General features: G+C 41.2%; 9 protein-coding genes. All 9 read right to left on the reverse strand.

The window, feature by feature from the left end; genetic code table 11:
- Positions 1 to 468 precede the first annotated feature (468 nt).
- Positions 469 to 2,148, reverse strand: coding sequence for a S8 family peptidase (locus tag D5281_RS16810; RefSeq protein ID WP_160561263.1), 1,680 nt, complete (start codon positions 2,146 to 2,148; stop codon positions 469 to 471).
- A gap of 114 nt (positions 2,149 to 2,262) precedes the next feature.
- Positions 2,263 to 3,906, reverse strand: coding sequence for a methionine--tRNA ligase (gene metG / locus D5281_RS16815; protein WP_160561264.1), 1,644 nt, complete (start codon positions 3,904 to 3,906; stop codon positions 2,263 to 2,265).
- A gap of 671 nt (positions 3,907 to 4,577) precedes the next feature.
- Positions 4,578 to 6,026, reverse strand: coding sequence for a response regulator transcription factor (locus D5281_RS16820; RefSeq protein WP_160561265.1), 1,449 nt, complete (start codon positions 6,024 to 6,026; stop codon positions 4,578 to 4,580).
- A 103-nt stretch (positions 6,027 to 6,129) separates the two neighbouring features.
- Complete coding sequence (locus D5281_RS16825; RefSeq protein ID WP_160561266.1) at positions 6,130 to 7,902, reverse strand: sensor histidine kinase; 1,773 nt, start codon at positions 7,900 to 7,902, stop codon at positions 6,130 to 6,132.
- Between the two features lie 212 nt (positions 7,903 to 8,114).
- Positions 8,115 to 9,428, reverse strand: coding sequence for an alpha-galactosidase (gene melA, locus D5281_RS16830; RefSeq protein ID WP_160561267.1), 1,314 nt, complete (start codon positions 9,426 to 9,428; stop codon positions 8,115 to 8,117).
- 167 nt (positions 9,429 to 9,595) lie between these two features.
- Entirely contained in the window at positions 9,596 to 10,435 is an 840-nt protein-coding gene (locus tag D5281_RS16835; protein WP_160561268.1) for a carbohydrate ABC transporter permease, read from the reverse strand.
- A 109-nt stretch (positions 10,436 to 10,544) separates the two neighbouring features.
- On the reverse strand, positions 10,545 to 11,420 hold the full coding sequence (locus tag D5281_RS16840) for a carbohydrate ABC transporter permease (protein ID WP_160561269.1): 876 nt from the start codon (positions 11,418 to 11,420) through the stop codon (positions 10,545 to 10,547).
- Between the two features lie 101 nt (positions 11,421 to 11,521).
- Positions 11,522 to 12,922, reverse strand: coding sequence for an ABC transporter substrate-binding protein (locus D5281_RS16845; protein ID WP_160561270.1), 1,401 nt, complete (start codon positions 12,920 to 12,922; stop codon positions 11,522 to 11,524).
- Between the two features lie 292 nt (positions 12,923 to 13,214).
- Positions 13,215 to 14,066 carry an AraC family transcriptional regulator gene (locus tag D5281_RS16850; RefSeq protein WP_160561271.1) on the reverse strand — a complete coding sequence of 284 codons (852 nt, stop codon included), beginning with the start codon at positions 14,064 to 14,066 and terminating at the stop codon, positions 13,215 to 13,217.
- Between the last annotated feature and the right edge of the window lie 111 nt (positions 14,067 to 14,177).

Below are 14,177 nucleotides of genomic sequence, written 5' to 3' on the forward strand. Positions count from 1 at the left end.
GAATCCGGAATATCTGGATGACTATCTGCCATGGGATCCCATGGTACAGGAACGGTGCCGATGACCACTGCCCTTTCAGTATAGAGGGGTAGTGGTTATTTTTCTATCCACTATCTTATTTGACGCTTACGTCATTTCTCTTGATTTCATTCGTACCTCCTGTTAAAATGGTGCAATAAGAAATAGGACTAAATCAGCCGCGCAGACACAATACTTGTCCGCATGAAAAGCTAACTTAGTCCTACCTAAACTCAAAAATATTCAGTTATCACCCCTTTTAGGCACACTTTTTACAACACCACTCGGCTTTGTGGTATATTAGTGTCAAGTTGCTTGATTTTCGGTTTTCTGGTTAAAAACAGGCCCGTCCTTATCCAATTTTGCTGTTTTCGACATGTCGAAAATTTTTTCACAGCATTTTTTCATAGGACTAAATCAGCGGAAACCCTTGATTTTACTGGTTCCTTGCTAACTTGACACTATATTACCATACGCCCCCCATTCCCCATTCGGATAATTCTCACCCGGCGCCCTGAATGCCCCGCGTATTAAATAGTTTTTAAGCTCTCTGCTCTCCACCCTTGGCTGGTTTGCCTGCACCACCGCCCATTGCAAAAACTGTGCGGCAGCCCCTGATGCAAGTGCCACTCCAAAGCTGGAGCCTGTTCTCCGGCCAAGTATCGTACTGATATTAACACCTGGGGATGAGATATCGGGCTTTACACGCCCCTGTCTCGTATACCCTCTTCCCGAATCTGCCCAAAAACCTCCATTTTCATCATTGTAAGTAGAGGTTGTAATTACTTCACGGGCATTAGAAGGCTCCGTCAGCGTTCCATAAGGATAAGGCCGTAAAAAGTAAGTATTACTCTGCAAAAAGTCTGTGACCGGAAGCCATATGTTAAAAATGCTTCCGGAACCATTCTCGCTGATTGTAACCTGAATCGTCCAAACTCCCGGCGTAGGGTCTATAAATCTGAAAAAGATTAGTTCTTCTCCTGAGCCCTGTTCCACAAGAATATGATCCACTTCAATCCTTGACCGTTCAAACACAAAAGAAAACTCCCGCCTGTTCTGGTCTCTGAAATCCACCCGCGAAGTAACCTCCCCTCCAGGCGTACGTATGGATATGGCATGCTTAGCCGGTACATTCCCCCAAAGTTCCGCCGTAAACCCTTTGGTATTTCCATCCACCCTGATTTCTACGTTGTCTACCGTCTCCAAAAGCCCTTCTATCGAAGTTCCCTCGTAATGATGGGCGCTATTGCCCTCATTTCCTCCGCACACCATCACTACCCTGCTGCGCTTTGTTGCAATCAGGTTTAAATAACCTCCCAGTATTTGATGCCCGTTGTGATCTCCCATATTCGTCCCAAGACCAAAACAGATAACCAAAGGCTTTAACAGAGATACTGCATAGCTTTCCAGATATTTGATCGCAACCATTACATCACTTTCAGCATAGGCAGGCACATCCTCCGGGATCAGATAAAAATCCCTCAAATATTGCTTTGCCTCCTTAAGCTTTACCATTACAATATCAGCCTCTGGCGCCGCGCCTAAAAATCCAAGCCCATTTTCCAGACTGCTTCCTACCGCCACACTAGCTAACGCCGTGCCATGTCCATTTTCATCATAGCTGGGCACAATTTCTCTTGGATTTTCACTTTGCAAGGCTAAATCAATGGTCTCCCGCTTATACTCCGTACCATAAAGAATGCCATCCGGAGGCGTGCCGGTCTGTACGTTCTGATCCCAGATTCCCAATATTCGCGTGCTGCCATCCGGATTCCGGAATACCGGATCGTCATAGCGTATCCCCGTATCAAGAAAACCTATGATAACACCTCTCCCCGTTAAGTTAAGGGCACTGTTTTGCATTTCCGTAATCCCACTGCGGATTAAAGGCGTAGGATCAAAGGGCTCGCTCTGCTGCATCAGTCCATATAGCTTAGGAATAGCCTGATAAGTAAACTCACTTACACTCAGTTGGGGGACTTCCCTGCGGTTGGCATAAACCACCCCTATTTCCCCACTGACAGGCTGATAAACAAAATCTCTCAGCGAGCCCCATAATTTTTCCGGTAAAGTGTAATCGGCAATTATGTCATAATAATCATTTGAAACAATTTTTTCCTGATCTGTCATCCATAATTCCATTATCCTTTTCTTGTAATATATGACCTAACCCTTCAAAACGTCAAACAGTTTATATCAGCCGGTTGCCTTTTTCAGTGCACTCGTGAAAAAACACTCTGAAATTTACTCATATCTATACGGTATAATAGATTTTAATTTTTCTGTCTCAGCATCTATCACCTTTTTATCAATCCGCTGAAATAAAATTTCCACCTCAGGGAGCAAATAGCCCCCCGGTACAGACTGCTTTTCCCATTGATTATTTATCCCCAGCCATTTACACACTTTATCGGATGAAAATGGCAAAAATGGGGCTAATAAAACCGCTAAATTAGCGATAATTTGAACACATTGGTTAAGCGTATTTTCACATGCCCTCCTATCGGTAGTCCTGGTAAGCCATGGCTGCTGCGTATCAAAAAACTTATTTGCACTTCTTATAAAAGCAAATATTTCAGCAATTGCATCTTTGAAAGCACCGTTTTCAATCTGTCTTCCAACGGAAACAAACAGCTCCTCTATTTGTTTATCAATAGACGGATTTCCTGCTCCATCCGGTACAGCCCCATCAAAATATTTTATAACAAACGCTAACGAACGGTTCACAAAATTTCCGTACGCTCCAAGCAGTTCACCATTATGACTATGGACATATTCTCTCCATGAAAAATCCGCATCTTTCTTTTCCGGACCATTTGCCAGCAAAAAGTAACGGATAGAATCCGCCTCATAATGATCTAATAACTCCTTGACCCAGATTGCATAATTTTGACTGGTTGATATCTTTCTTCCTTCTAATGTCAGATATTCGCTTGACACAATTTGATCCGGCAGATGCCATCCCGCGCCATTGCCCAGCAAAAGCGCCGGTAAAATAATCGTGTGAAACGGTATATTATCTTTGCCATGCACATAATAATGTTTCGCTTCTTTGCCCCAAAGTGTATGAAAATCACTGCCTCTTGCTTCGGCAGCCACCTTGCTTGCAGATAAATATCCCAACACATTTTCCGCCCATATATAAATCGTTTTTCTTTCATAACCATCTTTGGGAACCTTTATCCCCCATTCTAAATCCCTTGTCAGCGCCCGGTCTCTTAACCCATCTTCGATATACTGATTCGTAAATGCAATGGCATTCTTTCTCCACTTGGGGTGGCTCTCAACCAATGCTCTTAACTCAGCCTCTAATTTTGTAATTGCTATATATAAATGCTTTGCATTTTTAAAGCTTACAGGCCTTTTGCAAACTGCGCAAACCGCCTCCGTAAGATTCTCCGGTTCTAAAACCACCCCGCATGCATCACACTGGTCTCCCCTGGTGTCCTTTCCGCACTTTGGGCACTTTCCTAACACAAACCGGTCTGCCAAAAAGCCGGCACAGCTTTCACAATATGCCTGTGGAACCTCCTTTTCGTAAACATAATTGCTCTCATACAATTTTTTGTGAAATTTCCTTACAAAATCTTGATGTTCCTTTGAGGATGTTTTGGTATATACGTCATAGCTAAATCCCAGCTTTTGAAAGCATTCCACAAATTCTTCATGATAAAAGTCGCTGATTTCCTGCGGCCCTCTCCCCTCTCGTCTAGCCCGGAACGCTACGGGAGTTCCGTGGCAGTCGCTTCCCGACACAAAATATACATTATCTCCCACGGCCCTGTGATATCTGGCCAATACATCTCCGGGTAATAATCCTGCTATATGGCCTATATGCAATGAACCATTTGCATACACCCATGCCCCGCCAATTAAAATATTTCTCATTTTACATACCTCATTTCCTTATGATTTATTGTGATAACTTAGATTTCTGTGACAGCTGCGTCATTCCATTTTCTTCATAAAAAAAGCCCTCCTCTCTGAAAAATTTCTTTTTCAGGGACGAGAGCAAACGCTTCGTGTTACCACCCTAAATTCACCTATATCTCACGATATAAGCCTTATCAACTACGGATGAGAAATGATTCATCGATAGTCTATCACTGTAACGGGTGAACCCGTCGTAGCCTAAGCGTCATAACCTCCATGTTGCCGCTTCTAAGCAACATAAATCCGTAGGAAAAATGCCCACCCTTTAGGGTGTTTTCTGAAACATTCAGCAACCCTTAGGCAACGTTTTTTGATGCCTTAAAGTTTCTTAATGATTTCTTCACAGTAGCTTCGGTACGCAGCTCCGAGACCATTTTCAGTAGTTCCTTCTGCATCTGTTCTCATCTAACCAGACTCTCTGTAACATATCTAACCACTTACTCTTCTCTTCACAGCCTTTGGTATAAATTTTGTAAATCATACAATAAATTCTCTCTTTTGTCAATCTTTCCCTATACCCTTACCTGCGGACTTTGCACGAAATGCAAAATTCTGGACTAAATTGTTGTACAAAGAAATACTGTAAAGACAAATTTTCCAAGGATAAACCTATGCCACGCCCAAATTTACAGGCTGCTGGCAAGCAAGGAAGGATTACAATGAAAATATTTTTTGAAGGTTCTTGAAAAATGTTTTTCACTTACATAACCAACCCGTTCAGCCACCTCCTTTACCGATACCTCCGGTTCGTTTAATAATATTTCCCTGGCTTTTTTCATTCGGATATGGGTAACATAATCAATATACTTTTCCCCTGTTTTATCTTTAAAGACCCGGCTGATATAAGAAGGCGTAATGCCAAACCGGTTTCCTATCGCCGCAATGGTTACATCTTCCATATAATTAGCTGCCACGTAATCCTTAATCTGTTGTATCAGATCCTTTTTTCTCCCACATCCTTCCACAATACCTTTTTGAATCACTTCCCGCAGCTGTCTCACCAATTCCTCATAAGCACTGCCTTCAAACTTATCATTCCACACAACTGACAGGTAAAACAGCAATGAGTCTTTCCTTATCTGTCCAAAAGTCTCCTTTAGTTTTTCATTTCCCTCCATTTCCTGTAAAATCTTATTGGCTCCCTCGTAATTCTCCGTCAAATAGCAGGCTGTCAACATTTCAATCTTTTCACAGAAATACCGTTTTTCCATAATTCTGCTGCGATTACGCAGCTCCTCCATAGATATTGTTGTTAAATCATCCTCCAAAATGCGGATTGGCGACAACGCCAGCAAAAGCTGCTTATGCAAATATAGTTCCTTAAAGTCCTTGGCTTTAGACCATAGGGCGGTTATTTTAGCTCTCATATCATATTCTGTTCCATGTATCTTCAAATAGGCACTTATCCTGTCATATTCCTTTCCCTCAAGCAACAGACATAGTTCGCCGGACTGTAAGAAAAAAAGCGCATATTGATCTGTTTCTTCGATTATGCGGTCGAGATTTTCTTTTAAATCCCCATACAATTTTGCATACACAGCCTGTCTTTCGATATTTCCTGCCGTATCTGCCAAAAAAAGATAAATACTATATTGTGCTTCTTTCCTTTCCGGCCACATTTGATTTACAATTCCCATCGTATCTGCAAGCGCGAAGGCCTGGCTTATTTTATTTGCAAAAAGTTGACGCCTGTCCTTTTTCTTCCCCTTTTTTTCATTTACTATCGCATCCATAAAATGTTTTAATTCCTGAATGTCCAATGGTTTAAGCAAATACTCTTTCACACCCAGGGAAATGGAACGTTTTGCAAATTGAAATTCCGTATATCCTGTCAAAACGCACCAGACAGTTCCGTCAAAATACGGCTTACACAGTTCTAATGCATCAAGGCCGCTCTTTTTAGGCATATTTATATCCAGGAAAACCACATCATAAGAAGCTCTGTTTACCATTTCCACCATTTCTTCACCGTCTTTTGCACAATCAATTTCATGTTCTCCGGGATACAGCTCCCGGAGCATGGAAATAAGGCTGACCCTGACTAATCTCTCATCATCCGCAATTAATATTCTCATACATGCTCCTACTACTTGATTTATAACTCCTTACGTCAATTCATGCCAAACGTATTTGGGGAATGAACGCATACATATTGCTTGGAATATGACCATCGTTTCGTTATTCTTTACAAATCAATATATTGCAAATTGTCTGAAATTCTCCTTTTCTGTCATACCAGAAAAAAGAGTCCGGATAGGAAATCATAAGACGTTCCTTTACATTACGAATCCCAACTCTGCCTTCTAAGTACAGTTCCTTATCTTTGTACGGAACGCCATTATTTGCTATCATAATCCAAATAAACCTTTTCCCAAAACGGCTTCCTAACTCACACACATGCAGCAAAATCTTTATACCTCTCCCATCCTGGGGCATTCCATGGCGTATAATGTTTTCAACAATCGGCTGGAGCAGCAGCTTGGGAATCGAAAGCTCCTTTAACTGCTTTTCTATTCTGATTTCATAATTCAGCCGTTCTTCAAATCTTACCTTTTCCAATATCAAATAACTTTCTATAAAATGACACTCCTTTTCTATCGTGGATTCATACCCATGCTCGCAGGTATATCTGAACATCCTGGATAAGTTTAAAATTCCTCTTTCTAAATTTTCCTTTTCTCCTATTCTGTTCAGCGCCAGCAAAGAATTCATTACATTATTAAAAAAATGGGGATTGATTTCCGCCTGCATTGCTTTATATTCCGCCATCTGCTGATTGATTTTCCAAATATACTCATGTTCTATCAAATTGGTGATCCTATCTGTCATCTCTGTTAACGCTACAGATATATTGTCAAATTCCTCTATGGGCATTTCAGGCAGCAAATTCCGCTCCTTTTTTCCATCTCCAAGCCGATACTTCTTGATATACTCCATGATCTGGCCTGTGGAAATGGAAATCCTTTTACTTAACCCGGCAAATATCACGAAAGATATAATAATAGAACAAAACCAAATCAGCAATATAGAAAGATACGTTTCGTTTGCCTGTTTCCAAACAATACTCTGAGGCAGCAGATAGCAAATCAAAAATCCATATTCTTCCTCTTTCATACTATACACGTAATAATTACCCTTGTTTATTTTAACCCTTTTGCCGTCCACATCCATTAAATCCTTCAGGACATCTTTATCGAACATAAATTTATCATCCGTTGCATAGGCAGACGTGCCGTCCGGAAAATATATTGCCAGCCCTGCTCCCCCGGGCAATGAAACCTCCTTTGCCAAATCTGAAAATATAGCATCAGACAATTCCAAAAAAGTATATCCCTGCCTGGATGCTGTTTCCAGATGATTTGTAACACGCAGCATACAAAAAACATTTTCCGTTTCCTGATATTCTTTGCATCCTTTCATGATGCTTTCCGGCAGGAAAAGTACCTTTCCCAAAGGGAGTCTTATCATCCCCCGGTACCATTCTTCCTTGTCCATTTCATCATTTTGATACCATATAACATTACTTTCATACCTTTGCAAATAAAAGCAGCTGTATTGATTGGCATGCTCCGGTATAAAGCCTATCCCCTTATAATGGGAGTTGAACATTGTCAGATAATTATTTAAAGAGCTCCTGTATCTGACGGAATCACGAACATATTTATATAAATTTTCCTGGGAATAATTAATTTCATTTTTGTTGACAGAACGATAAAACTTAGAAACGTTTGTATCAAATAAATATAAAAAAAAGAAACGCTCGGAATTTTGCAAGGAGCTGTCAAGATAATTTGACAGCGTCTGTAGGATGATCTGATTATTCACTTTATAGTTATCTAACAACTGGTTGTGAAAAAAATAGGAGATAATCAGACTGATGACAATAAACGGCATAAAAACAGATCCTATAAACACATAGTATAAAGACACCTTAAGTGAATGTTTTTTCAATCAATACTACCTCCAATGCTAATCTTCAAAACAAAGCTTCTCTTTCCCAAATCCTGCTTTCTTGCCTATAAGGGGCTGTGGAAAATAAGCTACATTTTCGCAATACACATGTGGTTTACCCGATATCACAATAAAAGATTACGGACAAATCTTATTTCTCACATCCCCTTAAAAAGTCTTAATCTTTTCGGCAGCATATCTGCTGTCTGATTTTAATCAAAATGCTTAAATTGCGGAAGATATTCCCGGTTTGCCTCAAACATTTCCCTGACCATTGTTTTGATTTCTGCAAGACTTAAAACAGCAGATGCCAGCGGGTCAAAATAACATGCCTGATAAATTTTCCTAGGGTCGCCGGTAATTGCCCCTTCCACTGCCAATTCTTCAATTCTGGCGCTTATGTTGGTAAGTAAAGCAAGATGCGCCGGCAGCGCTCCTACGTGAATCGGCTCCAGTCCTTTCTTCGATGCCAGAACCGGTACCTCCACGCAGCACCCGGCAGGAAGATTGTCAATCAACCCAAAATTTCTCACATTTCCATTAAATTCATACATGGCGCCATCTCCAAAAACCGCATTGAATATGTGGGCTGCATATTCATTCCCTCTCTGTAAGTTTACAGGATTATCCGCCCATTCTACAAACTCTTTTCGCCAGTTGGCTTCATTTTTTTCATAATCAATTCTGGCCATAAAATGTATCCCCGGATTCCAGCCGGTCCCATGGGTACAATATTTTTCAATCAGGTCGGGGCGTTTTCTGAACCAGGATACATATTCTGACGCGTGTCCGCTGGATTCTGTCACGTAATAACCCAAATGCCTGAACATTTCATTTCTTACAATTTCCTCCTGGTAATGCTCCTCAACCGCTTTTGCAATCAACGGATACGCATCCTGTCCATTCCATTTATACGTCAGGTAAAACGCCTGGTGATTGATGCCTGCACATGTATAGGTGATCTCCTCTTTGTTCGCCCCAATCCAATTGGCCAGCATCTCAGCCGTTCCCTGCACACTATGACAAAGCCCCGTAACATTTAACTTCGTCTCCCCCTGCATAGCTCTGCACAGGATTGCCATAGGATTCGTATAATTTAAAAACACTGCATCAGGGCAATATTTTTCAATATCCCTGCAGATGTCCATCATAACCGGCCAGGTGCGAAGCGCCCTGAAGATACCGGACACCCCTCTGGTATCCCCAATATTATAATCCACCCCATATTTCATAGGGATTTCCATATCTTTCCCCCATACATGGATATCGCCAACACAAATCGTACTCAGCACACCGTCCGCATTTTCAAGCGCCTGGGCCCTGTTTGTGGTGGAAACCACCTTTGCAGGATAATTTCCTGCCTGAATGATTTTTTCCACAGATTTTGTTGCATACATCAGTTTTTCTTCGTCAATATCCATTAATGTAATCACGGCATCCTCAAACGCCTTAAACGTCAATAAATCCCGTACAAGATTTCTTGTAAAAACTACACTTCCTGCGCCTATAAAAGCAATTTTTTTCATTTTTCTCTCCATTTCTGCGCTGCCCTTTGTGCATAACCGAGTTTGTGGCAAGCAGCGCACAGACACAAATCTCATGATTGAAAATTTTAATTTTCAATCTTCCTCCATTCCAAGGCGTTTATACTCAATAGTACATATTTTTGCAGGCCTTAACATAATCTTACCGTTTAACCTTTCACCGCACTATCTATAGCGCCCTTCACAAAATATTTTTGTAAAAACAAATAAATAATAATAACCGGTATAATTGCAACCGCCGCAGAAGCTGCCGCTCCATTTAAATCCTTTAGCTGTTCTCCAAAAAACTGTTTTACGGTCAGAGTCACATTGTACATATCAGGCTTTTGAAGAATATACAGCGAATAACCATATTCATTCCATGTTGAGACTCCCTGCATTAACAGTACAGAAACCGTCACTGGTTTTAACTGTGGAAAAATAATCTTAAAAAATATGGTCAGCACATCCGCCCCGTCAATGGCTGCCGCTTCATCTAAGGTATCAGGTATCGCCGCTATAAAATTAGAATACATGTAAATGGAAAAAGGCAGTCCAAAAGCTGCGCTTACTAAAATAATTCCCCAGTAAGTAGATATGGCATGAATGGAAACAAGCGTAGAGTAAACCCCTACCACCATTGACATCCCCGGAACCATCATAACGCCAAGAACAAAAATCTTTACTGCCCTTCCCAGCCTTCCTTTATTTCTGGCTATGGGATATGCGGCAAGACAGCCTGCTATCACAACAATTGCCACTGTCCCCACAGTAATAATCAGGGAATTTTTCATTGCATTTAATATATTACTGTTTTTAAATACTTTTAAATAATTTTCCAGGTATATCTCTACTGGAGGAAGCAGCCTGGAAGTATGGTCTGTCATTGGTTTTAGTGACATCACCACAACCACATAAACAGGAAGCAGATATATAATCAAAATAACAGCCGCCAACAAATACTTCCACCAATTTCTTTCCGTTCCGGACTTTTGTTTTATTCTATTCATTTATATACTCCCCTTACAGTATCTCAGACTACACCCTTTGGCGAAGGGCCAGATGCACTTCTTCCATCCTTTATGCTTTCTTACGCCCTTAGCAGAATCGCACCAAAAATCATTCTTCTATGCTTTTTCCTTCAAAGTACTGATTACATAGCAGCGAAATCACCATAATTAGAACGAATGTTGAAATACCCACCGCTGATGCATATCCCGCTTTTTCCGCAAGAAAGTACTGGCTGTTTAAATACGACATCATAGAATGGGTTGCATAATTAGGTCCGCCATTTGTCAAAGCTATAATTCCGTCAAAAAGCTTCAAGCCGCCAATCAAATTGGTGATAACCGCTGTTGTCACAGCCGGCAGCAGCAGCGGCAGGGTGATGAACCTAAAACGCTGGAATGTACCGGCTCCATCGATAACCGCCGCTTCTTCATACATTTGGGGTATACTTTGAATACCTGAAAGATAAATAATCATACAATTCCCCGCATACTGCCAGGTGTTAATCAGAGTGATAAATAATATGCCTCTCCTTCCGTCTGCCAGCCAGTCCACAGGTTCGTATCCGAATATTCCAATCATGTCATTTAAAACGCCATTGTCATAAGTCAGGAAAAAATACATAATATAACCCATAATAAGTCCTGAAATCATGATCGGCATATAAACAACCGCACGTATTATATTGTTCCCTCTAAAACGTGAATCCACAAAGACCGCAATTAACAAGCCTATCACATTTTGCATAAAAGTTGATGCAAATCCATAAATCAATGTATTGACAAATGCCCTTTTTAATCTGTCATCTTTCAGCATATCCACATAATTCTTTATCCCTATAAATACCTTGTCCGAAGAATAACCATTCCATTTCGTCAAAGAAATAAAAATTGTTTCACAAAAGGGCCTTACCACAAAAAGTAAAATCAACAATATTGCCGGAATATAAAAAAAATTTATTTTCACTTCCTTTTTTTTCACACTCATCCTCCGGTTTCTAATATCCCCTGTCAGGGGGTAAGCGCAATTTTTTCAATCTACCCCCATATTTCCCTGTACAGCATCCTAAATGCCTAAGTATCTCTTTTCTATTCCTGCGCTGCCTCATATTTGTCAATATAATTTTCTTTTAGCAGACTTACCGCTCGGTCAATTCCCTGTTCCTCAGGATCCATAAACACTTCCATTACCGCATCTGTCATCACAGACCACATGCCACTGGGGAAGTATTCTCTGTCAAAAAGATTATCATAACATACGTTAAAGGAATTGATACTTTCCTGGTATGCCTGATAAGATTCACTCCCTTCCTTATCCATTCCGTCAAGCGCCGGCATTTCCCCATCTGCCTTCATAATTTTGTTGGCGTTATCAGGCAAAGCAAGAAATTCTAAAAACTGCTTTGCCTGCTCCATATGCTCCGTATCCTTGAAGATGCCAAAGCAGCTTCCTTCACCTGTCATATACTGTGATTCTCCATCCTGCATAGTAGAAGGCATAGGGATTACTCCAATCTCCGCATCATCCACCACAGCTTTTGCTTTTTGCACATATCCCACACTGCCAAACATAAAGGCACATTTCCCCTCACCTAAAGCGATAACGGAAGATGTTTCATCTGCCGTTATAAAATCCGTATTGAAATAACCTGCCTGTACCATTCCTGCAATTTCCTCCAACAGATATTTTCCATTTGCATCCCAATCAAAGCTGCCATCCTTCAATGTATCTCCCGAAGGATATTTGCAGCCCTTTGCCGTATAAAATGCAGGAGCCATCACATTATAAAGACCTGCAGTCGTCCAGCTGTCTTTTCCTCCAATATGAACAGGCGTTACACCCTTCTCTTTAAGTTTTTCACATGCCTCTTTAAAATCATCCATACTTTGAATTTCCGTAGCATTTACACTGGCATCCTCCAGCACTCTCTTATTATAGGATAGACCGTTCATCCCCTGGGTTACGGGCAGTACATAAATACTTCCTTCCTGATCGGATACCACCGGTAAAATTGATGCATCAATTTTCTCAAACCATGTCTCGTCATTTAATCTGGTCAGATATTCCTTATATCTTGCAATGGACCATCCATGCGTCACAAACACATCCGGCATATCGCCTGATGCCATCCTGGTTTTCATAACTGTTTCATAATCCGCACCGGGAGTTACCAGTTCAATCTCAATGCCCGTTTGCGCCGTAAAATCATCTATAACCTCTCGAAATTGCTCAAGCGCTTCTGCCGTGTAGCCTACTTCCACCTCCAAAGTCACGTCATTTTCAACTTCTGCCCCGCCATCCTGATTATCCGATAGCACATCTTTCTTTGTATCGTCCTGCGTATCTGACTTTTCATTACTATCTTCGGTTTCCTCCTGGTTTACTTTCGCAGCGTCCTGATTGTCTGTACTATTTGAACAGCCCATCAGCCCCATCACCATAGCTCCTGTTAAACCTAAAGCCAACATTTTTTTGCCCTTTTTTAACATAATGATCCTCCTATCCTGCGTTCTATTGTATATTGTTACTACTTTTATCCGGATATAACCCTATTATACCCGCCATCTCTCCTTACTTGTGGTGCTCTTTTTTATAATGGAGGGACTGATTTTTTGCATACAAAAAAAAGAGCCGATAAACTATGGGATCTAACTCACATATCTATCAGCTCAACATCTCTGTTTTTAACTTACATGATACCAATTATTGCACGATAATAGCCATGCTCCCTTCCTGACCTGCAAATTTGTGCTCTAAGCACAAATTTGCGGGTAACCTCATCTATACTTGCTTCTTCACCACCGGGATCCATACTTCGTACTGTGCGTTTTGAGGATCGGGATTTAGGTAAACTTCAATGTCCGGGGCGTTTCCATACTCATATCCCGAAGTCGGCAGCCATTCTGTCACAATACGCCGCTCAAGTTCTTGGATAGACTGGTTTGTCCCCTCACCTGCAAAAATTGCCCAGGTTGCCGCAGGCACAACATATTCTTCAAATTCACCCTTATCCCCCGAAGCCGCTACGGCAATATAGTACTTCCATGGTTCCGTATCATTACAGGTACTGACACCAAGCACACCCATAGGCTGCATATCCATCATGCCAATCAGCTTCTGTAATGCTCCATTTACAGATATTTCCTGCCACTTAGAGGGGATAATCGTAAAGTTTTTCTCAATATCTTCGTACAGCGGAACAGATGCTCCCACAATGCGGAATGCCTCTTTCGTTTCAATTCGATACTGCATTTCTTCTACTCCTTTCACAGTGATTTTAAAGGTAATCGGCGGAAAGGATTTTACGGATACCCCTTCATTTTTTACGGCGGAAGGAGCAATCCCATGGATAGACTGAAACGCTCTATTAAATGCAGTGGGGGAGCTATATCCATATTTCCCTGCTATATCAATAATTTTCGCATCGCTCCCCTGCAAGTCCACAGCCGCTAAAGACATCTTTCTTTTGCGGATGTATTCGGACAGAGGAATCCCTGCCATATAAGTAAACATCCTCTGAAAATGAAACGTGGAACAGCAGGCAATCCGGCCAAGCTGTTCATAATCAATTTCTTCTGTTAAGTGTTCCTCTATATAGACTATTGTACTGTTTAATCTTTCTATCCATTCCATATCCGAAAATCCTCCTGACAGCTTTAGTATATATCATTCACATCTTTTTTCCTCTCAATTTCTGTACAAAAAAAGAGAGCACCAAACGCCATCACGCTTCATCGGCTGGCT

It is taken from the genome of Parablautia muri, assembly GCF_009917485.1.
GTDB classification, from domain to species: domain Bacteria; phylum Bacillota; class Clostridia; order Lachnospirales; family Lachnospiraceae; genus Suilimivivens; species Suilimivivens muri.